This window comes from Chthoniobacter sp. (genome assembly GCF_040003245.1).
Lineage (GTDB): Bacteria > Verrucomicrobiota > Verrucomicrobiia > Chthoniobacterales > Chthoniobacteraceae > Chthoniobacter.
Genome location: NZ_JBDUCX010000014.1, coordinates 20,912 through 43,453 on the forward strand (window position 1 = coordinate 20,912; position 22,542 = coordinate 43,453).

The following is a 22,542-nucleotide window of genomic DNA, read 5'->3' on the forward strand; positions in this document are numbered from 1 at the left end:
ACCCTGGCGCTGTGAAGCAGGCCTACTCTGGATTCTGCTCTTAGTTGTCGCTGGACTGCTCATTTGTTTGTCTGGTGTGGGTTGCTCCCGGAAAGAGCCGGTTCCATTGCGGGTGGGCAGCCAAACGTGGCCGGGCTATGAACCCTTCTATGTGGCCCGGCACCTGGGGTATCTGGATGAGAAGGAGGTCCGCCTGATGGAATACACCTCTACGTCGGAAATCCTCCGCGCTTTCGGCAATGGGGCCATCGATGCGGGGTTGATTACGCTCGATGAGGCGTTGTTGCTGGCGCAGGATGCGCCGGACGTTCGGCTGGTGTTGGTGACGGATTTTTCCAACGGCGCGGACGTGATCATGGCCAAGCCGGAGTTCGCCAGTCTCAAAGACTTGAAGGGGCACCGGGTGGGGGCGGAGACCTCGGCCTTGGGCGCCTATGTTCTCCTGCGCGCTTTGCAGCTCTCGGAGATGAAGGCAGAGGATGTGGAGATTGTCCCGCTGGAGTTTGCGGAGCACGAGGCGGCCTTCAAAAAGGGGAGCGTCGATGCGGTGGTGACTTATGAACCCACGCGGACGAAACTGCGGGACTTTGGGGCCCGCCAAATTTTCGATAGCACGCAGATCCCCAAAGAAATCGTGGACGTGCTGGTCGTGCGCGCGGCCTATCTGGAAGCGCATCCGGAGACGGTGAAGCATCTTCTTCAGGCCTATTATCGCGGGCGGGTCTATTTCAAAGAGCAGCCGCTGGAAGCCGCGCGGATCGCCGCCGCCCGCGCGAAGATCAGCCCCGATGAGTTTCTCTCCTCGCTCGATGGCTTGTTGCTCCCCGAGGCCGAGGAGTCGCGCCGCATGCTGACCGGGCAACCGCCCCTGCTGCTGAAAAACACGCAAACGCTGGCGGCTGTGATGCGAGAAAAGGGCTTGTTGAGAAAGGACGTGGATAGCAAAGCACTGTTCGACGAGAGCATGCTCGCCCGCGTATTACCGTGAAGGGGCTGCTGTCAATTCCCATGCGGGTGGCCCTGCCGGTGCTGCTGCTGAGTTTCGCGGCCATTGCCGGATTCATCTCGTGGAGGCTCGACACCCTATCGCTCGGGGAGGAGATCGAATCCCGGTTTATCGACGAGGCGAAGCTGAGGATCACCGACTGGCGGACAATCATCGAATATCGCTTTCGCAAGGGCGATCCCACCGGGGTAAACCTCCAAGTCTCCGGGATGACTACGCGGAACGATGTGCGCGCGGCGTTTGTGCTCGATTCGCAGGACCGAATCATGGCCGCGACGGCGGCCGCGGCGATTGGCCATGGCGTCGGGCTCATCGAGGCCGATCTTCCCGAGGAACTCAAGGGTCGGAATGCGGCACGCCTGGCCGAAGTGCGAGCTTCCGCCAATGGCAGCGTGGTACTGTCGCAAGATAGACGTTTTGTGGTCGCTTACTACCCGCTGGCGGTGGAGGTGAACGACCACGCGCTGCGGTCGATGCGGAGTGGAATTCTCGTGGTGGTGTTCGACATGCGCATCGCCAAAGAGCGGGCGTTTGATGGCGCCGGGCGTGAGATCCGTGACGATACCTTTATCTTCGGTGGGCTCGCCGCTTGCGCCTGGCTGTTTGTCCATTTCGCGCTGACCCGCCGGGTCGCCGGCATCGTCGCCACCACACAGCAGTTTGCGTCGGGGCAACGCAGCGCGCGCACCGGGATGGATGGAGGCGATGAATTGGGGCAGGTGGCCCGGGCATTTGACCTGATGGCCGACCAGATTGTCGAAGACGAACTCCGCCGGAAACAGATCGAGGAAAAGATGCTGCGGCAACAAACCGAGCTCCGGGTGCTGTTCGATTTCATTCCGGCGATGATCTGTTTCAAGGACACGAAAAACCGCATCCTGCGGGCGAATCAATTGCTGGCCAGCGCTATCGGGAAGACGGTGGCGGAAATCGAAGGGAAACCCGTTCTCGAAATTTTTCCGCAGGAGGCGGCCGGGTTCTATGCGGATGATTTGGAGGTGATTCGTTCCAAAGTGCCCAAGCTGGGGATCATCGAAAAGGTTCACGACCCGGAGGGTAAGGAAATCTGGATTCAGACGGATAAGGTTCCGGTCTGCGGTCCAGACGGGGAGGTGATCGGGATCGTCGCCATGGCCCAGGACATTACGGAGCGCAGACGGGCGGAAGAAGAGTTACGGTGGAAGACGGCGTTCCTAGAAGCCCAGGTGAATTCCTCCATCGACGGGATTTTAGTCGTGGATGAACACGGAACGAAAATTCTGCAAAACCAGAGAATGATCGACTTATTAGGAATTCCCCAGCACCTCGCCGACGACAAGGATGACGACAAACAACGCCAGTGGGTGACAGACAGGACCAAAGACCCCGCGCGGTTTATCGAAAGGGTCGTTTATCTGAATTCTCACCGGAATGAAATCAGCCGCGATGAGCTCGAAATGAAGGACGGGATGGTTTTCGACCGCTACTCCGCACCGGTAGTGGGCTCGGACGGAAAGTACTATGGGAGGATCTGGACATTCCGCGATGTCACCGAGCGGAAGCGGACGGAGGAGTTATTGCGGTTGCTGAGTTCCGCTGTGGAGCAGTCCAAAGAGTCCATCACGATCACCGATGCGGAACTGAATCTGCCGGGTCCGAAAATCCTTTTCGTCAACCCCGCATTCACCCAAATGACCGGTTACCCCGCGGCGGAAGTGATCGGAAAGACTCCGCGGATTTTGCAGGGGCCAAACACGGACAGAACGGTGTTGAGCCGGCTGCGGAAAAACCTCGAATTGGGTGAAGCATTTGTGGGTGAAGCCATCAATTACCGCCAGGATGGGTCGGAATTTAACCTGGAATGGCAAGTGGCACCCATTCGCGATGGTGAGGGGAAGATCACGCACTTTGTGGCGATCCAGCATGACATCACGGAGCGCAAACGAACCGAGAGAGAGTTGGAAGCGATGCACCACCAACTGGTGGAAACCTCGCGGTTGGCGGGCCGCGCGGAAGTGGCGACCAACGTCCTCCACAATGTGGGCAACGTGCTGAATAGCGTCAACATCTCCACTTCGCTGGTGACGAACCGGGTGAAGAAGTCCCGGACTTCCAGCCTGGCGAAAGTCGTCGGCTTGCTCCGGGAACACGAGGCGAATCTGGGAACATTCATCACTTCCGACCCCCGGGGTCAACGGTTGCCGGCTTATCTGGCCCAACTGTCGGAACACCTGCTGGCTGACCAAAAGGCGACCCTCCAGGAGCTGGAATCCGTGCGGGAGAACGTCGAGCACATCAAGGGGATTGTGGCCATGCAGCAAAACTACGCGACGTTCGGCGGGGTGAAGGAAATGATCAACGTGGTCCAACTGGTGGAAGACAGCATGAGCCTGAATGAAGAGGCATTCAGCCGCCACGGCGTGGAAGTCATCCGCGAATTTGAAAATGTGCCGCCGCTGAACGTGGAGAAGCACAAAGTCCTGCAAATTTTGGTGAACCTGTTGCGCAACGCCAAACACGCTTGCCAGGATTCGGATCGCCAGGACAAACGGATGACGGTGCGGGTGGCCAACGGCGATGGCCGGATCCAGATCTCGGTGATGGATAATGGGGTGGGAATTTCCCCGGAAAATCTGACCCGCATCTTCAGCCACGGTTTTACCACGCGCAAGGATGGGCACGGCTTCGGTCTGCACAGCGGCGCGCTGGCCGCGAAGGAAATGGGGGGCTCCCTCAACGTGTCCAGCGCCGGTCCCGGCCAGGGCGCGGCCTTCACCCTCGAACTCCCGCTCTACTCCAGCGGAAACAATCCCGAACCACAGAAATCATGAAATCGCCGACACATCCCCGATTGAAACATGGGCGGATCTCCGCCGCGTGGCGTTGGCTGGGCCAGCCTGCCAAAGGTATTGTCTGCGTCTTCGCCTGCGGGTTGCCGGGGATTCCGGCGTGGGCTGCGGAGAGCCCGCCCGGGCTGTCCGACTCCATCCAGCACCTGTGGAAGGAAGCGACGAGTTCCATCCAGTTCGGCGGCTTCGTCAGCCAGGGCTTCCTCGTGAACACCGGCCACAATAACTACCTCGGGGAAACCAGCAAAGGCACCTTCGACTTCCGCGAATACGCGGTCAACGCTTCCTACGCCATCGGCCAGTTTCGCTTCGGCATGCAAGTCTTCGGGCAGAAACTCGGCGAGTATGGCGACGACAAACTCGACATCGATTGGGCGACGGCGGACTATCAGCCCGCGCAGTGGTTTGGCCTGCGCGCGGGCCGGGTGAAGATGCCACGCGGCCTCTACAATGAGGCGCTCGACCTCGACTCGGTGCGCCCTTTTGTGCTGCTGCCGCAGAGCGTTTACGACGCGCGGCTGCGCGATTTCAACGCCGCGTTCAACGGCGCCATGATCTTCGGTAACATCGGTCTCAAGAAACTCGGCAGCCTCGACTACCGCGTGTTTTATGGCGACATCCCCATCGCCACCGACTCGGGAGCGAGCGACTACTTCAACAACGATTTTCCCTCCGCCAGCCTGGACTTCAAAATGGACTCCGTGGTCGGCGGTTCGCTGTTCTGGAACACCCCGCTGTCCGGACTTCGCGTGGGATACTCTTACAACTCGTTCGAGAACCTGAGGTCCACCCGCGAGGCCACGCTGCAGCTTTCGCCCCTGGCGCCGTTGGCCAGAGTGGTCGGCACGAAACAAACAGATCATTACGGACGACACCTGTTTTCGATCGAATATACCAAGGGCGATTGGGTGCTCGCCGCCGAAGCCGGGCGAGAGGAGGCCATCTACCACATCGGCACCAGCGGGGTGCGCATTGCGGACACTGATTTCACGAGCAACTACTTTTACGTATCCGCGGCGCGCCGGATCAACCGGTGGCTGGAACTCGGTGCCTACTATAGTTACTCGCGGGACAGTGAGTCGTTGATTGGCAGTACGACCGTTCAGATTAGCAAACAGCCGGCACTGACCCAAGCCGATCTGGCTCTGAGCGCGCGCTTCGATATCAGCGATCACCTGATCTTCAAGCTGGAAGGCCACTACATGGATGGCGCCGGCAAGATCTTCGACACAGTCCAAAATCCGCAGCCGGTCGCCGGCCGCGACGCGGCGTGGTTCCTCTTTGCCGCAAAACTCACCTATTCGTTCTAACCCCCGAGCGCGAATTACTGTGAAGAGAAAATTTCTACATTTGCTGGTGTTCGGGGTGAGCCTGCTCGATGGCAACGCGGCGGTCCACGCTGCGCCCGTGCTCGCCGGCCACTCCAGCCTCGCCGGCCAGGCCCTGGATGGCGATGCCGTGAGGGCGGTGCTGCTGGGAAAGAAAATCGCTCTGGGCGGGACCCGCGTGGTCATCGTGGTGGCCCGGGCCGGCGAGGCGCAGAACGCGTTTCTTCAGTCCCATGCCGGGATGACCACCAGCCAGTTTCTCAACTATTGGCGGCGCCTTTTCATGACGGGCGGCGGTAGCGCTCCCCGGATCGTCGAGACGGAAGCGGATGCCCACAAACTCGCCGCCGAAATACCCGGGGCGATCGTGATCCTCGACTCGGGCAACGTGGCAGGCCTCACGGCTCTGGCCCCGAACTAGCCGCCGATGAAACTCCTCCGTCTCACCCGCAGTTTCGGATTCCGGCAAACGATGCTGCTCACGGCGGGATGCTTCGCGCTGATCGCGCTCGGGGTCACGGGCGTCACGCTCGTGTCGCGCAACTATACTCGGCAGGGCACGCGGCAGACGGAGACGCTGACCGGAGAGTTTCTGCCGGGTCTGGTAACCCTCGCCCGCCTGCAGAACGCGGCACTCAACCTCAAGAGCCTGCCCTACCAATTCGCCCTGGCCAAGGACGAGACTGCGATGAAGGAACAAAGGCAGGCGTTCCAGATCGCCACGGTAGAGGTCACCCGCGGCATCGCCCGGTTGAAGATCATGGCCCAGGATGAACCGACGCAGCACCTGATCGCCGACTTTGCCGCCGCGGTGCAAACCTATCGCGAGGGGGCGGAAAAATTTCAGACCGAGTTGGGCGCCGGGGAGTTTGAAAAAGCGATGGCCACGCTCGACCAGCGGGTCGGCCCGGCCCAGCAAAAAATCGAAACCCAACTCGATGCCCTCGAGGAGCATTACTTCGAACTTTCCGCCGCCGCCGGCACCCGCACCACCGCGCTCCTGGTGCAGTCCGATCATTTCGGCCTTTTGGCGACGATCGTGCTGGCCGGGTTCACACTCCTTTGCCTCGGACTGACGCTCGCCGCCACCCGCGCCTTGGTGGCGCAAGTGGAGAGACGAGACGCCGAGCGCCAGGCCGCGCAGGACACCCTGGAAAAGCGCGTGGAAGCGCGCACGGAAGAACTCGCTGCCTCGCTTTCCATCCTGGATGCTACGCTCAATTCCACTGCCGATGGCATCCTGGCGATGAACCTTTCCAGGAAAGTGGTTTGCTACAACACCAAGTTCGCGGCCATGTGGGGGATCCCGCCAGAGATGCTGGAAAGAAGAGACGGTATCGAAATGGCGGCTTTCGCAGCCTCACAGGTCGAGGATTCAGAACAATTCCTCCAAAGGATTGAAGAACTCCACCGCAGGCAGGGGGCGGAGGGTTTTGATGTCATCGAGTTGAAGGACGACCGGACTTTCGAGCGCTACATTCAACCTCAACGGGCCGGTGGGGAGAGCGTGGGAACGGTGGCCAACTTCCGCGACATCACGGAGCGAAAGCGCGCGGGGGCTGAACTGGAGAAAGTCTACAAGCAACTCCTGGAAACTTCCCGCCAGGCAGGGATGGCGGAAGTCGCCACCAACGTGCTGCACAACGTCGGCAATGTGCTCAATAGCGTCAACATTTCCGCCGGCTTGATCGTGAAGAGAGTGATGAAGTCCAGGGCGCCTAGTCTGGCCAGAGTCGTGGCCTTGCTGCGGGAACACGAGCAGGACCTGGGGGCGTTTATTGCCCATGACGAGAGGGGTAAACATCTACCGGCGCATCTGGCCCAACTCTCCACCCATCTGGTGGCCGACCAGGAGGCCATGGTCACCGAATTGGATTCGTTGCGGCGGAACGTCGAGCACATCAAGGATATCGTGGCCACACAGCAGAAATACGCGGTGGTCGGCGGGGTGAAGGAAATGGTCGACGTGGTGGATCTGGTCGAAGACAGCCTGCGCATGAGTGAAGGCGCATTGCGCCGGCACGGCGTGGAGTTCATCCGCGAATTTGAAACTGTGCCGCCGATGAACTTCGAGAAGCACAAGATCCTGCAAATCCTGGTGAACCTCGTGCGTAATGCCAAACATGCCTGCCAGGATTCGGATCGCGCGGACAAACGACTGACGTTGCGCGTGACCAACGGTAAGGATCGGGTCAGTATCTCGGTGACGGACAACGGAGTGGGGGTGCCACAGGAAAACCTGGCGCGCATTTTTAATCACGGATTTACGACTCGCAAGGGCGGCCACGGCTTTGGCCTGCACAGTGGCGCGCTGGCGGCCAGGGAAATGGGTGGTTCATTGACCGTGCAAAGCGATGGCCGAGGCCAGGGCGCGACCTTCACCTTGGAACTGCCTTGCCCCAAACAGGAAGCCTCCAACAAATAACATGTGCGCTGACAAGAACCGACGGGTGTTGGTGATCGATGACAATCGTTCCATCCACGATGATTTCCGCAAGATTCTGTCCCCCGTCACCGATACGGAGGAAGCCCTGGATGTCACGGAGACGGAGCTGTTCGGACAGCCCACGGAGACGGTCTTGCAAACCCGATTTGAAGTGGATTCCGCTTACCAGGGTGAGGAGGGACTGCTGCTGATCAAGAAGGCGCTGGAGGCCGGGCGGCCTTACGCCTTGGCGTTTATCGATGTGCGGATGCCCCCCGGCTGGGACGGCGTGGAAACGACCCGGAAGATCTGGGAGTTTGATCCCAATCTCCAGGTGGTCCTCTGTACGGCCTATTCCGATTATTCATGGGATGAGGTGTTTGAGAACCTTGCCCATCGAGATGGGTTGCTCATTCTCAAGAAGCCGTTTGACAGCGTGGAGGCGTTTCAATTGGCGTCGGCACTCACAGAGAAATGGTGGTTGCATCAAGAAACCCAGCGAAAAATGGAAGAGCTGGAGGACCGGGTCGCCGAACGCACCGGGGAGTTGCAGCACACCAATCACGCGCTCCAGACGGAAGTGGCCGAACACCAGCGTGCGATCGGAATGTTGCGCGAGAGTAATGAGAAATTCCACCAATTGGCGGACAACATCACGGACGCATTTTGGATCCGATCACCGGACCTGAGCGTGGTGCATTACATCAGTCCCGCCTTTGAGCGCATCTGGGGCCGTTCCGTGGAAAGCCTCTACGCTCATCCGCATCAGTGGATCGACTTTATTCATCCAGAGGATCGCGAGCGCGTGGAGGGCGCCTTCGCGGCGCTCACGGGAGACACGCCCAGTTTGGACATCGAGTATCGTATCATGCGGCCCGACGGCGAGGTTCGTTGGGTGCGGGTGCGGGGGTTTCAAGTCCGGGATGCCGCGGGTAAACTGATCCGCCACACCGGAATTGTCACAGACGTTACCGAGCGGCGGCAGGCTGTGGAGAAGTTGCGCGAAAGCAAGCGCTTCGCCGAGAGCATCGCGGAAAATTCAACCAGTATCATCTATCTTTACGATCTGGAGACGCGCCGCAGCGTTTACTCGAACCGTAACGCCGCCGAGGCGCTCGGCTATTCGCACGCCGAGGTGGTCGCCATGGGCGAAAATTTTCTCCCCGCGAAGATGCATCCCGAAGATTTGCCGCGAATCCTGCAGCAACACGCCGAGTACGCGCACGTGACGGACAATCGCGTCTTCGATCTCGAGTTTCGCCTGAAGGACGCCGGCGGCAACTGGCACTGGATGTGGTCGCGGGAAACCGTGTTCAATCGGCGTCCCAATGGCGCCGCCTGGCAGATCCTTGGTTCGGCGCAGGACATCACGGAGCGGAAGCGGATGGAGGTCGGGTTATTTCAATCGCAGAAAATGGAGACCGTCGGGAAACTAGCGGGCGGCGTGGCGCACGAATTCAATAGCATCCTGACCGCCATCATCGGCCAGAGCGAATTGCTGATCGGCAAGCTTCCCGCCGACAGTCCCCTTGTGAAAAATGTCGCGGCGATCAGCCGGGCTGCGGTGCGGGCTGCGACCTTGACGCGACAGTTGCTGGCTTACGGTCGCAAACAAACCCTCCTGCCCGAAGTCCTCGATTTGAATACGGTCCTCGCGGACATGGAGGAAACCCTGCGGCATTTGATGACCCGCAACGCGGACGTGAGCATCGTTCCCGGCTCCGGACTGAAACAAGTCAAGGCGGATGCCCGGCAGATCGAGCAGGTCATCATGAACCTGGCCTTGAACGCGCGCGATGCCATGCCCAACGGCGGAAAGCTCATGGTGGAAACGGCGAATGTCTCGATCGACGAGGAGAGCGTGGGCGGTTATCCGGAACTGAAACCTGGAGACTACGTCATGCTAGCGGTGACGGACACCGGCACGGGAATGAGTGAGGCGACAAAGGCCCGCGCCTTCGAACCGTTTTTCACGACGAAGGGGGTAGGCGAAGGGTCCGGTCTGGGATTGTCGACCTGCTACGGCATCATCAAACAGAGCGGCGGTCACATCAGCCTGTACACGGAACTGGGACGGGGCACGACTTTCAAAATCTATCTGCCACAGGTGGAGCAGGAGGTGATGATTCCAGTGCAGCGACCGGCCTCTTCTGCTTTGCCGCGCGGGACGGAAACGATTCTTTTGGTCGAGGACGATGCGGACTTGCGAGAAATGGCGGCGACGTTGTTGAGGCAGTTGGGCTACACCGTGTGGGTGGCAGCCGATGGGATCGAAGCCTTGAACCTGAAGCAGCAGCGGGACACCGGGTATATAGATCTGCTATTGACTGATGTCGTCATGCCACACATGAGCGGCAAGGAATTGGCAGACCGCGTGCGGGCCTTAAATCCGCATACCCAGATTCTCTTCACCTCCGCCTACACGGAGAATGCCATCGTCCATCAAGGCGTAATGGAGAAGGGAGTGGTAATGCTGCAAAAGCCGTTCACCCCGTCGGCGCTGGCGCACAAATTACGGGAGCTGCTGGATCAAGCCGTGGCCAATCATCCATCGTAGAACTCATCCAGGATGAGCCAGGACGGATAGTGACTTTAGGCTGGCAACGACAAGACGATTCCTCCGGCGGAATGGGATTCCACAGGAGGGTCGGCAAGGCTTTCCCGTATTCGGGAAACGAGGCGATGCTCGAATTCGCTGCTTAGAAGGTGAAGCGGAAGCCGGAGCGGGCGGAGAAGAAATTCAGGTCGCCGCGGGATTGGTTGTCATCGGGGAAATAGCGATCGCCGAGATAGGTCCAGCGCGCATCGGCGAAGAATCCGACGCGTTCGGCGACGAAGCTCGGGAGGAAATGCTGGATGATCCGGTATTCAAATCCCAGACCGGCGTGGGCGCTGCCCCAGGTGCGATCGCCGAATTCCGCGCCACCGCCGACAAAGACATAGGGTGCGAGGTGCAGGGATTCGATCGGCACACGGAAGAAGAGATTTCCGCCCACGTGATCGCGCGCGACCTGGTGGTTGTGGAGGCGGCCATTGTCGGTGTCCGGGCTCTCCTGTGCGTAGACGGTGTGATACTCGGCGCCGATGCCGAGGTAGCGGGTGAAGAAATAGTTGATCTCGCTGCCACTGCCCCAGGCGTGGTTGCGGAAAAGGCCCGCGTGGGCCGGGCCATTGCCGACGCTGTAGATGGCATAGTCGCCAAACTGGAGTTCGTGGTCCTTGAAAAGGGGTTCGTCCACGACGGTCTGCTTCGAGTCTTTCGAGTCGACCATCTCGTGGCCGGCGAAGGCCATGGGGGATGCCGAGAGGAGGGCGACAGCAAGTAGGGGGCGTAGTTTCATGATTGCGGGTGTGGTGGGCATTGGTTGGGAGAGTGAGGGATCGTGCGAAGGGTGGATATAGGGGCGCGGACCTATATGTGGGTCAGACGTTGCCACCCAATCGTGAGTCACCATGGACTTGGTTGTGTGCGGCAGCTTTGATATCGCGATTCCTCAACGGAAGCGCAGTTCGGTGAGTTGGGCCAGGGAACCGAAACCCCCGATACTGGGGTTTACTTCCAGCTCGATGCGCCGGACGCGTTGCAAGTCCACGGCGTAATCTTCCACTTCGCTGGAGATGGGGGTGAAGTTATATTGTTGCCGCACGATTTCCTGCATGGGTTGGTCGTCGCCGGCCGACCAACGGAGGACGAACTCCTGGGCGCGGTGGGTCGTTTCCTCGGTGAAGACGAGGTGGATGAGGCGGAGATCGGTGGGGGTATCGAAAAGAATGCGGATCGTTTGCGGGCCGGGCGCGGCGGCGCGCCAGCCGGAGCCTTCGCCGGGCAGGAGGGCGGCTTCGATGGGGTGTGCGGCATCCTCGGAAGTGACTTCCACCTCGGCGCTGGCTTCCAGATCCATCCATCCTTCCTGGTGCAAGGGGAGGGTTTTGGAGATGGAGGGATCGATTCGCTTGCGCATGGGTGTGGATGGTGGTCGCAGGGGAATCGGCGTGGCGCTCACTCCTGGCGGTATGCGTGCTGGGCGGCGGCGGTCTTATATCCGACCCTGAACGCGAGGGAGGGGCACCTCACCCGTCGGGCGGAGTTGTTGTTCGGCTTCCGTCCAATCCTTCTGCGGGTCGCTGGGTTCTCCCCGCCGGTGGCGATCGAGCGCGAGGAAATAGGCGCGGAGCGCGATTTCATCGTAGGTCGGCTTGGAGGCCGGGGCCGCGCCCTCGGTGCGCGGTGAGTCGGATGGGGAATCAACAGTCATATTCATGGGGAGTATTTCAGCAGGGCCGCTTCCGCCGTCGCCACGCTGCCGATATTTCGCAATTCGCCTGCTCCTTGGTTGCCTTGGGCAGTGCGTAATCTCACGAGAGTCCGGGCGCGAATCTCCGCCCTGGCCTCATCTGCGATTCGCCACGCCTTGGCTCGTGTTTTCCTGCTTTCCTCATTCCAACGCTTCGCCCTCAAACCGGAGCGGGTACTACTGCATGGGCAGCATGAGTTCCACGCGCTGCTGGCCGCGAAGGACGATGGCTTTGACGTCGGATTTTTGCGGGTGAGCGGTGAGGAGGCGGCCGAGGAATTCGCTTTCGGTCAGGTCGCTGGTGAGGCCGCCGGCTTCGATGAGGATGTCGTCTTTCTGGAAGCCGGCTTTCTTCGCGGCGCCGTGCGGGCCGTATTCGCCGACGCGCGCGACTTGCAGGGCGAGGGTGCCGGGGGCGAGGCCAAGGGCGGTGCGTTTCTCGGGCGGCAGCGGCTCGAGCTTGAGGCCGCCGGTGGCCATGGCGCGCATCGGCCAGGTGCCGACGCGGGTGGAGATGTCGGTCTTCCAGCGCCAGTGCGCGGGGAGGTGGACGGTGATTTCCTGTGCGGCGCCGGCGCGGCGGGCGAGCAGGCGCAGGTCGCCTTCCTCGGGCGAGCGATGCAGGGCCCAGGCGAAGTCGGCGATGGAGAGGAGCGGGGCGCCGTTGGCGGCGAGCAAGTCGTCGCCGGGGTGCAGGCCGGCCTGGGCGGCGAGGGAGTCGGGAGTGACTTCCTTGACCGTGGCGCACCGCTCGGGATTGAGAGTGAGACCGATGGTCTCGGGCGCGGGCATGGGATAGATGAGCTCGGGTGGGATGGGTGTGCCCTGGCTGCGGTGCCAGGCGCGGAAGGCGTCGCCGATCTGGTGGCAATGCACGCAGCTCTGCACGACGTTGCCTTTCCAATTCAGCTCGCGCTCGTATTTGCCGGCGAGCGCGGGGATTTCCACGGGAGTCTTGAATGGCGCGGGTCCGCCTTGTTTCGCGGCGAGCGCGGATTTGTTGGCCGGGTAGGTGCGATGGACGGCGAGTGCAGCTTCGAGCGCGGCTTTGTAGCCGGCGGTGGTGGCGTCATTCGCATCGCGTTGGTGCTGCCACGAGCCGTAACGGCCGTAGACGGTGTGGTCGGCGTTGAAGAAGAGCGTGGAAAAGGAGAGATCGTAGTCGAACTGGAAGAGCGTGAGGTCGAGGGCGTTGGCGTTGATGACGCGCACGCAGACGAATTGATCGAGCAACGGCTGGAGCTCGGCGGACTTAAGAATGCTTGCGTCGATGCCCATGCAGGCCTTGCACGGCACGCAGCGCAGGACGACGAGAAGCGGCTTGCCGGACTTTTGCGCGGCGGTGAAACCGGCGTCGACGTCGTTGTAGATCCACCGGTCGTTGCTTTCCATGGCCGTACGGTCGGAGCGCACGGCGCCTTCGCGGTCCTTGACGGCTTCGGCGTGGAGGAGAGGGGCGGCGCAGAGCGCGACGACGAGGAGGGCTGGGAGGGACAGCTTCATGCGGGTGTTTGTGACAGGGGAATGGGGCACTGGCAACTTTGCCGTTTACGGCGACCGGCGGCGTTCCTGGTAGCGGGTGAGCTGTTGCTGGGCATCCTCGCGCTCGGCGGCGGCGGCTTCGATTTTGCCGACGTAATCCCGGAAAGTGGCAAGGGTGATGGTATTCGTGAAATCCAACCGGCCGGTGGCTTCGTCCCGTCCCCAGGCGCCCCAGTTGAAATCGAGCAGGTCGAGGACGGCGAGAGCGTTTTCGCCGATGACCTGGTCGCACTGGCGGACGTGTATTTGCAAGGGGAGCAGCGGCCCTTGCGATTTCGCATAGAGGTCGACGGCAGAGTCACGAATGGCCGCAGGCACCTTGGCGGAGTTCAACTCGGCGCGGATGAAGCCTTCGCCATAACGCAAAGTCTCGGTGAGCCGGGTATTGGTGGTGAGAAAATCGTGGATGATCTTCCGGTCGCGTTCGATGTCGGCGCGACTGTGAATGTTCCAGGAGAGCGCCTTTTGCTGCTGCAAGCGCAGGAAGTCGGCATCGTGGTCGCGGAACTGGGCGCGAATCCGGGCGAGGTAATTTGAGAGGGCGCGCGCGGCCACGGCGTCGTCGCTATTGGCGGGTGGAGGAGTTTTCGCGTGTTGGACGGCGGCCTCGCGCTGGGCGCGCAGGTTACGGAGGAACAGGTAGCCGCTGGCGATGACGCCCCCGCAAAGCAGGACCACGAGCACGATGACGATCCACCGCTGGCTGCTGGTTTTCGCCGGGGCCAGAGGGAGGGGGGAAGTCATGCGGCGAAGAAAGCGGGTGATGGTGCCGACGGCAAGGGGGAAGCGGCTCGGCGGGAGGTGGAGACCGCAGAGCGAGGCTTGCGGTGGTGTGCTTTCACGGCGCCCCGTCCCGCTCCCCGATCGCCGCCGCGCATTCTTTCACCAGGAGCACGGGCCAGGCAGGGTCCTGAAAGAACGCGGGCTTTTCCCGTCGATAGCGATGGTAGCGGGCGACGAATTCAATGTTCAGCGGGGTGTAGGCCACGGCCAGATCCGGATAGAGCCGCACGGCCGCGGCCCGGCCTTCCAGTTCCGTGGTGATCCGGGGCGACGGCTCCGTGGGCGCGGCCGGCGTGGCCGCACCGTTGGGTCGCGGGCGCATGTAGCTCCAAGGGGTCACGGGAGGCGGTGTGGCGATGTTCTTCGCCGTCTTGTGCGGGCGGTCCGATGCCCAAAAAATACCCGCGGCTATCGCGATAACGGCGAGGATTCCGAGATAAATGCGGCCGGTAAAGTCAACGTCCACGCTGCCGCAGTTCGGGCATTTGCGGGAAAGGTCGAAGCCTCTTGGAAACCAGGCGTGCCCGCAATTCTGGCACCGGTTGAGAAGACGCTGTTTCATCGCTATCGCAACGCTATTGCCTCCGTTGCAGGCCGTAAAGAAACACGAGACGGGCGCGGCAAGCTGGCGTGGAGAATAGGCCTTGCCCGATGATGCGCCGTGGAGTCTAAATCACTCCGCAGACGCCCCTATGAACAAGCTCCTCGTTCCTTGTTGGCTGGCGATGGTCGCCCTTCTCCTTCCCGGGCGATCCATGGCCGCGGAAACGGACCCGCGGGCCACGGGCGCGGCCATGGTGGAGAAGTTTCAAGAGCGCTTCGATGCGGACAAGGCTTACTTGCGGCGTCCGCTGGAGGAGTTGGCCGAGAGCTATCGACAGGCGCTTCTCCTGCAGAAAGAGCAATACACCAAGGCGGGCGATGCCGCCGGTGCGCTCGCGGCCACGCAGGCGCTGAACACGCTGTCCTCGAATGCGGCGAACACGCCTTCGGAGGATGCGGCGGTGGAAACGCTGCGCCGCAAATATGTCGACGAGCGCAGCCAGAAAATGAAGGAGCTTGCGCCCAAGGTGCAGGCGCTATTTGCGAGCTATACGGAAAAGCACAAAGCCCTGATCGCGTCCTTGGTGGAGCGGGATTTTACCGATGACGCGCTGGCCATGGCCGCGCGGGCGGAGGAGTGGCGGGACTGGATGGCGGGTCAACCGGTGGGCGAGCCCTATGGCGAGGAAGTGGTGATTAGCCTGCTGGCCAAGGGCACACCGGCCTTGAGCGGGGTGGTGGCGTGGGGCTGGGACAACCAGCAGCAGACGACCGTCCCGCCGAAACTCACGGGGGTTATTGCCGTGGCGGGTGGCATTTTCCACAGCTTGGCGCTCAAGTACGATGGAACGGTGGTGGCGTGGGGCGGCAACGAAGATGGGCAGACGCGAGTGCCGGAGGGATTGAGCGGCGTGGTGGCGATCGCCGCCGGGGAAAAGCACAGCCTCGCCTTGAAGAGCGACGGCACGGTGGTGGCGTGGGGCTACAACAAGGAAAAGCAATGCGAAGTGCCGGCTGGTCTTAACCACGTGAAGGCGATCGCGTCGCACTGCTGGAGCAGCATCGCGCTGAAGACGGATGGGACGGTGGTGGCTTGGGGGCGCAACTCGTATGGTCAGTTGAATGTGCCTCCCGATCTTGCGGGTGTCGTCCAGATCAGTGCGGGCGCTGCCCATAACCTCGCGTTGAAATCCGACGGCACTGTCGTGGCGTGGGGATTGAACGACCACGGACAGACGGACGTGCCCGGCGACTTGGGGCAGGTGGTGGCGGTGGCCGCGGGGCACTTTCACAACCTGGCGCTGAAGGCCGACGGGACGGTGGTAGGGTGGGGATTCAACAACTACGGGCAGACCAGGACGCCGCGCGATTTGTCGCACGTGAAAGCGATTGCCGCCCAGGGGTGGCACAGTGCAGCGTTGACGGCAGACGGGCAGGTCCTCGTGTGGGGATTCAAGAACCAGGGGCAAACGAATGTGCCCAAGAACCTGGCCCACGCCTCGGCCATTTCCTCGGGGACGTATCACGTCCTCGCTGTTGCACCGGTGAAGCCGTGAGCCCGGCGCGGTGACTACCCTCTGCTCAGGGTGTGGCACTGCGACCGATGTGCGCGTTTTCCGCGATGGAGCGGTATATGAAACTCAACACCCTTGCCGAATTACTGCACCACGAGCTGAAAGACCTCTATAGCGCGGAGAATCAACTGGTCAAGGCACTGCCCAAAATGGCGAAGGCGGCGACCAACGCCGACCTGAAAGCCGGCTTTGAAGAGCACCTCGAGCAGACCAAAGGCCATGTGGAGCGCCTGGACGAAATCGCCGGGAAGCTCGGCGTCAAACTCACGGGTCACAAATGCAAGGCCATGGAAGGCCTGATCGAGGAAGGGGCCGAACTCATCGGCGAAGACGCCGAAGATAGCGTGCGCGATGCGGGTTTGATCGGCGCCGCCCAACGGGTGGAACACTACGAGATGGCCGGTTACGGAACGGCGCGGACCTTTGCCCGGCAACTCGGTCACGACGAGGTTGCGGATCTGCTCGAACAAACACTCGAGGAGGAGAGGGCGACGGACCAAAAGCTCACCGAACTCGCCGAATCCGCGGTGAACGTCGAAGCTGGCGGGGCGGGAGACCAGGAATAGGGGCCTATCGAGATCGTATCCGCGCTCCCCTCGTGCCGCTTTTGGAAGAGGGGGGCGCGCGGTGCGACTCGGCGGCCATCACAAAAAATCCAGAGTAAGGGGCCGCCGGGCGCGATCTCACCTTGCTCCCTGTTGGCCTTGTGATAGGGAATAATACTCATGTTTGCCGCCGGTTTCTTCAACCCATCGGTTTGGACTGTTTTTCAGGGGCTGTGATGAATCGGCTCGACTCTTACCAAGCGGGATTTTTGGTGGGGGCTGTCCTCTTCATTGCCTTTACCGCGTGGCATGGGTGGAGGTTGGGGATCGTGCGGCAGATCATGAGCATCCTCGCGCTGGCTGCAGCCTACATTATTGGCTATTTCGGTGGCGGGAATTTGGGCCGGTTGCTGCATCACTTTTTCGATTTGCCGGAGCGGGCCCTGGCGGTGCTGGGGGCGGTGGGACTCGGGTTTGTCGTCTACTGCTGCATTACGCTCCTGGGGGTGATCGCGTTTACGAAGACCGCCCAGCAGAAGGCCGGTCTTACACGGCTCGGCTATGGGATTTCGGGCTCAGCCTGCGGCGCCCTCTACGGGCTTTTCCTCGTCTGGATCATGGTTCTCGCCATCCGCCTGCTGGGCAGTGTGGCGGAGACGCAGCTCACGATGCCCGAACATCCGCGTTTGATCGCCGGCAAACCTTCACCTTCGCCGTCGCCTTCTCCCACGCCGCCGAGCGCGATGATTCGCACACTGGCGCACATGAAGGAGTCGCTGGAGCAGGGGGCAACGGGTGCGGTGGTGCAGCAGGTGGATCCGATCCCGGGCACACTGTATGGAATTCTGCGCAAGTTGGGCGTGATGGTTTCCGACGACAAGAGCGTGGACCGCTTTCTCTCGTACCCGGGCGTAAAGCCATTGCTGGCCCATCCCAAGATTGCGGCGCTGCAAAACGATGCCCAGATTTCGCGCGACATCGTGAACCAGAACTATTTCGCGCTGATCCGCAATCCGCACATCATCACGGCGGCGAACGACGCGGAGATCGCGGAATTGATGCGGAAGTTTGAGTTTGAGAAGGCGCTGGATTACGCGATTCGCCGGCCCGAGCAGGATACGGCGGAGAATCGGCGCGGGCGTGGGCAGTAGCGAAGAAAAGGATGAAGGATGAAGGCGGAGGGATGAAGGGGCGGCGCTATGCGGGTCACTTCGCTTACCCTCCCGCCTTCCTCTTCTCCGCGATATCGATAGGATGAAACGCGGATGACAGAACGCACTTCATCCTTCATCCTTCCGCCTTCATCCCTTTTTATAGATGCCTCGCTACATTCCCACCATCGGTCTCGAAGTTCATGTGCAACTCAAGACGCGCAGCAAGATGTTCTGCGCTTGCCCCGTCGAGTACGGCGCCGCGCCGAATTCGCATACCTGTCCGGTGTGTCTCGGCTATCCGGGCGCGTTGCCGGTGATGAATGAAGAAGCGCTGAAGATGAGCGCGCTCACCGGGCTGATGCTGGGGTGCAAGGTGCCGGACATCTGCAAATTCGACCGGAAGAACTATTTCTATCCGGACATGCCGAAGAACTACCAGATCACGCAGTTCGACCAGCCGATCTGCGCGGGTGGTGCGGTGCCGCTGCACGATTTCGCGTATCCGAAGGATGCGCAGAAGAGCATCGCACAGCCGAACAAGGAGGTGCGGCTCACGCGCATCCATCTCGAGGAGGACGTTGCCAAGTCGCAACATTTCGAGTCGAGCACGGGCATCGATTTCAATCGCGCGGGCACGCCGCTGATGGAGATCGTGAGCGAGCCGGAGATCGATACGCCGGAAGAAGCATTTGCCTATCTCACCAGCCTCCAGCAGATCCTCGTCTACGGCGGAGTGAGCGATGCGGACATGGAGAAGGGGCAATTGCGTTGCGATTGCAATGTGAGCGTGCGGCCCGAGGGGACGAGCGAACTGGGCGTGAAGATCGAGATCAAGAACATGAACTCGATCAGCGGCGTGCGGCGGGCGCTGGCCTATGAGATCGAGCGGCAGATCGAAGCCGCCCAGCGGGGCGAGACGCTCATTCAATCCACGCGCCGCTGGGACGATGACGCGGGGCAGACCTTCCAGATGCGAATCAAGGAATCGTCGCACGACTATCGCTATTTTCCCGATCCCGATTTGTTGCCGGTGGACACGCGGGCTTTCATGGAGGAAGTGCGGACGAAGCGTCCTGAATTGCCGGGCGAGAAGCGCGAGCGTTTCGAGCGCGACTTCGGGGTGACCGCTTACGACGCCAGCGTGCTGGCGAGCGAGCAGGCTTTGGCGCAGTATTTCGAAGTGGCAGCGAAGGGCGCTCGCAATCCTAAAAGCGTGGCAAATTGGATTCTTAACGAACTACTAAGCAAACTTAGACTAGAGGAACAGTCGATTGAGAACTGCCGAATCAAACCGCAAGAGATGGCGAGTTTGGCCGACAAAATTGACGAGGGAAAAATTAATAGGGCTCAAGGCATCCGAGTATTGAATTGGATGTTTCAGGATGGCTCTACCGCGGCTGAAGCGATTTCATCGATGGGGCTGGAGCAGGTGAGCGATTCGGGCGCCATCGAGGCGCTGTGCGACCAGGCCATCGCGGCCAGCGCCAAGGCAGTGGCCGAATACAAGGCTGGCAAAGTGCAGGCGATCAACTCTATCAAGGGGCAGGTGATGAAACTCTCGCAGGGCAAGGCCAACCCGCAACTCGTCGGCGAGATTCTAGCCCGCAAACTTGCCGAATAAATATTCCATGAAACGTCCGCTGCCCGCCGCCCTTTTCCTGAGCCTCGTGCTCGCCCTGCCCGGCATCGCCGCGGACAAAAAGTCAAAGAAGCCGACAGGCACGCCGAGCACGCTGCCGCCGACTTCGCCGATGCTGGTGGTGACGCCGCCGGATGCGCCCTCGACGGGGGACAAGCTGATCAGCAGCGAAATGAGCGGGCGCGACCTGGGCTTTTTCACAAAGGCGGTTGAGGCGGGGCGCGAACAGGCGTTCTTCGTGGACCTGCTGAAAAAGAACGCGAGCTCGGATCAGATCAAGAAACTGGCCGAAGCCCTGACGACGGCGCAAGGCGAGGAGAACATGCACCTCGCGAAGCTCGCGGGGCAGAAGGGTTGGAGCGTCTCGCTCGAGCCAACGGCGGAGGACAAGAAGGCGGGCGAGGAACTGGAAAAGCTCTCGGGTTCAAATTTTGACAAGGCGACGATGGACAAAGTGATCGCGGCGAGCAGCCAGGCGCAGACCGCCTACGAGAGCGCCGCGCAGTCGACGGACCCGCAGATCAAGACCTTCGCCGCGCAGATGTTGCCGCTAGCCGAGGAGAAACGGCATCTCGTCGAGAAGATGACGGGTGCCGGCGCGAAGACCGCCAACCAGCTTTTTCGCCACGGCGGAGCCTCGCAAGGTGTGCCTGCGGAAACGCCGGCGGCGACTCCCGCGAGCAAGGGGAAAGCGGGTTCGTCGAGCAAGGCCACTCCCGTTACCAAGATCGTGCCGCCCGCTGGAACGCCGACGATTTCGGCGACGCCTGTCGCCGCACAGAGTTCTCCCGCTCCCGCCGGTAAATTGGTCGCCACGCCGACGCCGCTTCCTTCGGGGCTGGGACGTCCGATTGCCACGCCGCCGGGAACGGCCACGCCAGTGTCGAATTTGCCGGCGATCGTTCCCTCCAAGGCCAAGGCCGCGCCGGTGGCGTTGCCGACGCCGATTTCGCCGCCGGTCGCGAAGCCGGGTTCAGGCTAGGCCGGACGGCTCGCAATGTTACCGCGATAGGCGGCAACCCGTAGCGCCTCGGTTTCAGGCCAAAGGCCTGCCACAAGCCAGCCCAGGGCAAAGCGAGGAACGAGCGTCGCCCTGGGTTTGCCAGTCAACGACGATTTAGCCCTGAAGGGGCGGCACAATCGTCACCGAAGCGACATCCGCTTCAATCCCAGACGTAATGTTCATCCATCTCGATCCCGTGCTTGCGGCATTAGCGCGCGGAACTCGTCTTGAAACGAAACATTGCGATGATGTTCCGCCTGCGTTGCCACATAAGCGCGAACTTGCTCGACGTTGGATTGGCTTACAGAAAACGCACCGTAGCCTTGCTGCCAAAAGAAATCCCGGTGCGCGGGCCCTTGTTCCTTCATCCATTTCGAGGAGCTTTTCTTCACTTCTTCCATCAGTGCTGCGACGGTGATGGTGCGCGGGAAATTGCAGAGGATGTGAACGTGATCTTCGACGCCATTGATGAGGATAGGCTCGCAATTGATACTTTGCAGAATGCCGGCGACGTAGGCGTGGAGTCGCGAGCGAAGTTCGAGATCCTTGAGAAAGAAAGCGCGATTCTTCGTGCTGAAGACAATGTGGAGGGCGATGCGAGCAAGGGATTGCGGGATAGCCGGTTGAGATTGTTACGCCCCTTCAGGGCTTTGCCTATTCTTTGTTGTAAACCCAGGGCGGCGCTCGTTCCTCGCTCTGCCCTGGGCTGGCTTGTTTGCGGGCCTTCGGCCCTCGATCTGTCGCCGCGGCGTTCCGTTCGTTAGCTCGTCGGCTCGTTCGCCAGGACTGTATTTAACAGCACCGATTCACCCCGCGATAGCGATCTTCGGTGGCGGTGAGGAAGGCGTTTTGGCGGCGATATTTGGCCGGTTGTAGTTGCACCTGGCCTGTCGCCTCGGCTTGGGTGCAGGCACAGACTTCGGCGCGGTCGATGGCGGCTTCGCCGGACAGTTCTTTGAGGAGCGTGAAGCCAAGCAGGGCGATGCCGAAGGCGGGCAGGGGACTGGATTCCGAGAGCGCGCTCGCGGGCAGGTAGACGGGTTCGGTTTCGCTGAGCGTCGAGGCCTTGCTGCGGTTGAGCAGCCGCAGCCATTCGTAGATGCTGAGGAGGACGATCGCGCTGACCAGGACGAGGAAAAGGCCGGTGACCCACGCGTCGACGATGGCGTTGAAACGCATTGTGCGGACGGAGTTCACCGCCTTTTTCGCCACGGGGATGGCGCTGAGGCGAACGGGGTCGTCAGTTCCCGCCGGGGCCGCTTCCATCGCTTGCGCGAGTGCCTGTTCCGCCGCCGGTAATTTGGCCTCAGCCGCGTGCGCGGCGGCGAGGAAGCCGATCTTCGGATTCTTGTCCCAGACTTTGATGACACTCGCGCTGATCGTCACGGTGAGCAGCCAGGCCAGCGGCAGGAGCGTGACGAAGGCGAGCGCAGGCGACTTGCCGCGTTGCAGCGACATCTTGAGGAGAACTGTGGTAGCCAGGCAAAGGGCGATGCTGGCGAGGAGTTGATTGGCGATGCCGAAGATGGGCCAGAGCGCTTTCACGCCGCCGTCCGGATCGCGCACGCCCATGATGAGGAAAAAGCCCCACGCGGCGACGATGAATGCGCTGGCGATGACGCCTGCGCTCGAATTCTTGGTGTCGCCGAAAGCGGGGATGAGGCGCTTGAAGGCATCCTGCAACAAGTAGCGGCCCACGCGCGTGCCGGCGTCGAGGGTGGTGAGGATGAAGAGCGCCTCGAACATCAGCGCAAAGTGATACCAGAGCCCAAGGAGTCCTTTGCCGAAGACGCCGGCAAAGATTTGCGCCATCCCGACGGCGAGGGTCGCGGCGCCACCGGTGCGTCCAAAGAGCGATTTTTCCTGAACCGTTTCGG

General features: G+C 61.2%; 19 protein-coding genes. 11 read left to right on the forward strand and 8 right to left on the reverse strand.

Features of this window, described 5'->3' with window-relative positions:
- Positions 1 to 76: 76 nt before the first annotated feature.
- The 6 genes from ABJF10_RS03165 to ABJF10_RS03190 are packed head-to-tail and all read left to right on the forward strand — an operon-like array spanning position 77 to position 10,144.
- Entirely contained in the window at positions 77 to 988 is a 912-nt protein-coding gene (locus ABJF10_RS03165) for an ABC transporter substrate-binding protein (RefSeq protein ID WP_348543066.1), read from the forward strand.
- Complete coding sequence (locus ABJF10_RS03170) at positions 985 to 3,816, forward strand: PAS domain S-box protein (RefSeq protein ID WP_348543067.1); 2,832 nt, start codon at positions 985 to 987, stop codon at positions 3,814 to 3,816. The genes ABJF10_RS03165 and ABJF10_RS03170 overlap by 4 nt, the downstream gene beginning before the upstream one ends.
- Positions 3,813 to 5,144 carry a hypothetical protein gene (locus ABJF10_RS03175; RefSeq protein WP_348543068.1) on the forward strand — a complete coding sequence of 444 codons (1,332 nt, stop codon included), beginning with the start codon at positions 3,813 to 3,815 and terminating at the stop codon, positions 5,142 to 5,144. The genes ABJF10_RS03170 and ABJF10_RS03175 overlap by 4 nt, the downstream gene beginning before the upstream one ends.
- A 19-nt stretch (positions 5,145 to 5,163) precedes the next feature.
- The gene (locus tag ABJF10_RS03180; protein ID WP_348543069.1) at positions 5,164 to 5,583 is read left to right on the forward strand and encodes a hypothetical protein; all 420 of its coding nucleotides are present in this window, start codon (positions 5,164 to 5,166) and stop codon (positions 5,581 to 5,583) included.
- 6 nt (positions 5,584 to 5,589) lie between these two features.
- Positions 5,590 to 7,587, forward strand: a complete 1,998-nt coding sequence (locus ABJF10_RS03185) for an ATP-binding protein (RefSeq protein ID WP_348543070.1) — start codon at positions 5,590 to 5,592, stop codon at positions 7,585 to 7,587.
- A gap of 1 nt (position 7,588) precedes the next feature.
- Complete coding sequence (locus ABJF10_RS03190) at positions 7,589 to 10,144, forward strand: PAS domain-containing protein (RefSeq protein ID WP_348543071.1); 2,556 nt, start codon at positions 7,589 to 7,591, stop codon at positions 10,142 to 10,144.
- A 142-nt stretch (positions 10,145 to 10,286) separates the two neighbouring features.
- On the opposite strand, the gene ABJF10_RS03195 is transcribed toward ABJF10_RS03190, so the two are convergent.
- The 6 genes from ABJF10_RS03195 to ABJF10_RS03220 form a co-directional block, all read right to left on the reverse strand.
- Positions 10,287 to 10,928 carry a hypothetical protein gene (locus tag ABJF10_RS03195; RefSeq protein WP_348543072.1) on the reverse strand — a complete coding sequence of 214 codons (642 nt, stop codon included), beginning with the start codon at positions 10,926 to 10,928 and terminating at the stop codon, positions 10,287 to 10,289.
- A 153-nt stretch (positions 10,929 to 11,081) separates the two neighbouring features.
- Entirely contained in the window at positions 11,082 to 11,549 is a 468-nt protein-coding gene (locus ABJF10_RS03200) for a carbohydrate-binding protein (protein WP_348543073.1), read from the reverse strand.
- A 75-nt stretch (positions 11,550 to 11,624) separates the two neighbouring features.
- Positions 11,625 to 11,849: a DUF2934 domain-containing protein gene (locus tag ABJF10_RS03205; protein ID WP_348543074.1), complete on the reverse strand. Its 225-nt coding sequence runs from the start codon at positions 11,847 to 11,849 to the stop codon at positions 11,625 to 11,627.
- A 210-nt stretch (positions 11,850 to 12,059) separates the two neighbouring features.
- The gene (locus ABJF10_RS03210; protein WP_348543075.1) at positions 12,060 to 13,385 is read right to left on the reverse strand and encodes a Trx7/PDZ domain-containing (seleno)protein; all 1,326 of its coding nucleotides are present in this window, start codon (positions 13,383 to 13,385) and stop codon (positions 12,060 to 12,062) included.
- 45 nt (positions 13,386 to 13,430) lie between these two features.
- Positions 13,431 to 14,168: a hypothetical protein gene (locus ABJF10_RS03215; RefSeq protein ID WP_348543076.1), complete on the reverse strand. Its 738-nt coding sequence runs from the start codon at positions 14,166 to 14,168 to the stop codon at positions 13,431 to 13,433.
- Positions 14,169 to 14,262: 94 nt separating this feature from the next.
- The gene (locus ABJF10_RS03220; RefSeq protein WP_348543077.1) at positions 14,263 to 14,769 is read right to left on the reverse strand and encodes a hypothetical protein; all 507 of its coding nucleotides are present in this window, start codon (positions 14,767 to 14,769) and stop codon (positions 14,263 to 14,265) included.
- 130 nt (positions 14,770 to 14,899) lie between these two features.
- Here ABJF10_RS03220 and ABJF10_RS03225 point away from each other — a divergent pair, with 130 nt between their 5' ends.
- From ABJF10_RS03225 to ABJF10_RS03245, 5 genes are all read left to right on the forward strand, one after another.
- Positions 14,900 to 16,306: a hypothetical protein gene (locus ABJF10_RS03225; RefSeq protein WP_348543078.1), complete on the forward strand. Its 1,407-nt coding sequence runs from the start codon at positions 14,900 to 14,902 to the stop codon at positions 16,304 to 16,306.
- A gap of 77 nt (positions 16,307 to 16,383) precedes the next feature.
- Positions 16,384 to 16,890, forward strand: coding sequence for a ferritin-like domain-containing protein (locus ABJF10_RS03230; protein WP_348543079.1), 507 nt, complete (start codon positions 16,384 to 16,386; stop codon positions 16,888 to 16,890).
- 215 nt (positions 16,891 to 17,105) lie between these two features.
- Positions 17,106 to 18,020, forward strand: a complete 915-nt coding sequence (locus ABJF10_RS03235; RefSeq protein ID WP_348543080.1) for a CvpA family protein — start codon at positions 17,106 to 17,108, stop codon at positions 18,018 to 18,020.
- A 166-nt stretch (positions 18,021 to 18,186) separates the two neighbouring features.
- Positions 18,187 to 19,644, forward strand: a complete 1,458-nt coding sequence (gene gatB, locus ABJF10_RS03240) for an Asp-tRNA(Asn)/Glu-tRNA(Gln) amidotransferase subunit GatB (RefSeq protein ID WP_348543081.1) — start codon at positions 18,187 to 18,189, stop codon at positions 19,642 to 19,644.
- Positions 19,645 to 19,651: 7 nt separating this feature from the next.
- Complete coding sequence (locus tag ABJF10_RS03245) at positions 19,652 to 20,644, forward strand: DUF4142 domain-containing protein (RefSeq protein ID WP_348543082.1); 993 nt, start codon at positions 19,652 to 19,654, stop codon at positions 20,642 to 20,644.
- 200 nt (positions 20,645 to 20,844) lie between these two features.
- Here ABJF10_RS03245 and tnpA read toward each other — a convergent pair whose 3' ends face one another.
- Both tnpA and ABJF10_RS03255 read right to left on the reverse strand, forming a co-directional pair.
- Complete coding sequence (gene tnpA / locus ABJF10_RS03250; RefSeq protein ID WP_348543084.1) at positions 20,845 to 21,282, reverse strand: IS200/IS605 family transposase; 438 nt, start codon at positions 21,280 to 21,282, stop codon at positions 20,845 to 20,847.
- A gap of 175 nt (positions 21,283 to 21,457) precedes the next feature.
- On the reverse strand, positions 21,458 to 22,542 hold a 1,085-nt coding region (locus tag ABJF10_RS03255), incomplete at its 5' end, for a carbon starvation CstA 5TM domain-containing protein (protein WP_348543083.1).

What these genes read in the sequence shown, in the direction of transcription:
- ABJF10_RS03175 (WP_348543068.1), top strand. Translation starts at nt 3,813, where the DNA reads ATGAAATCGCCGACACATCCCCGATTGAAACATGGGCGGATCTCCGCC.
- ABJF10_RS03185 (WP_348543070.1), top strand. Translation starts at nt 5,590, where the DNA reads ATGAAACTCCTCCGTCTCACCCGCAGTTTCGGATTCCGGCAAACGATG.
- ABJF10_RS03190 (WP_348543071.1), top strand. Translation starts at nt 7,589, where the DNA reads ATGTGCGCTGACAAGAACCGACGGGTGTTGGTGATCGATGACAATCGT.
- ABJF10_RS03195 (WP_348543072.1), bottom strand. Translation starts at nt 10,928, where the DNA reads ATGAAACTACGCCCCCTACTTGCTGTCGCCCTCCTCTCGGCATCCCCC.
- ABJF10_RS03200 (WP_348543073.1), bottom strand. Translation starts at nt 11,549, where the DNA reads ATGCGCAAGCGAATCGATCCCTCCATCTCCAAAACCCTCCCCTTGCAC.
- ABJF10_RS03205 (WP_348543074.1), bottom strand. Translation starts at nt 11,849, where the DNA reads ATGAATATGACTGTTGATTCCCCATCCGACTCACCGCGCACCGAGGGC.
- ABJF10_RS03210 (WP_348543075.1), bottom strand. Translation starts at nt 13,385, where the DNA reads ATGAAGCTGTCCCTCCCAGCCCTCCTCGTCGTCGCGCTCTGCGCCGCC.
- ABJF10_RS03215 (WP_348543076.1), bottom strand. Translation starts at nt 14,168, where the DNA reads ATGACTTCCCCCCTCCCTCTGGCCCCGGCGAAAACCAGCAGCCAGCGG.
- ABJF10_RS03220 (WP_348543077.1), bottom strand. Translation starts at nt 14,769, where the DNA reads ATGAAACAGCGTCTTCTCAACCGGTGCCAGAATTGCGGGCACGCCTGG.
- ABJF10_RS03225 (WP_348543078.1), top strand. Translation starts at nt 14,900, where the DNA reads ATGAACAAGCTCCTCGTTCCTTGTTGGCTGGCGATGGTCGCCCTTCTC.
- ABJF10_RS03230 (WP_348543079.1), top strand. Translation starts at nt 16,384, where the DNA reads ATGAAACTCAACACCCTTGCCGAATTACTGCACCACGAGCTGAAAGAC.
- ABJF10_RS03235 (WP_348543080.1), top strand. Translation starts at nt 17,106, where the DNA reads ATGAATCGGCTCGACTCTTACCAAGCGGGATTTTTGGTGGGGGCTGTC.
- gatB (WP_348543081.1), top strand. Translation starts at nt 18,187, where the DNA reads ATGCCTCGCTACATTCCCACCATCGGTCTCGAAGTTCATGTGCAACTC.
- ABJF10_RS03245 (WP_348543082.1), top strand. Translation starts at nt 19,652, where the DNA reads ATGAAACGTCCGCTGCCCGCCGCCCTTTTCCTGAGCCTCGTGCTCGCC.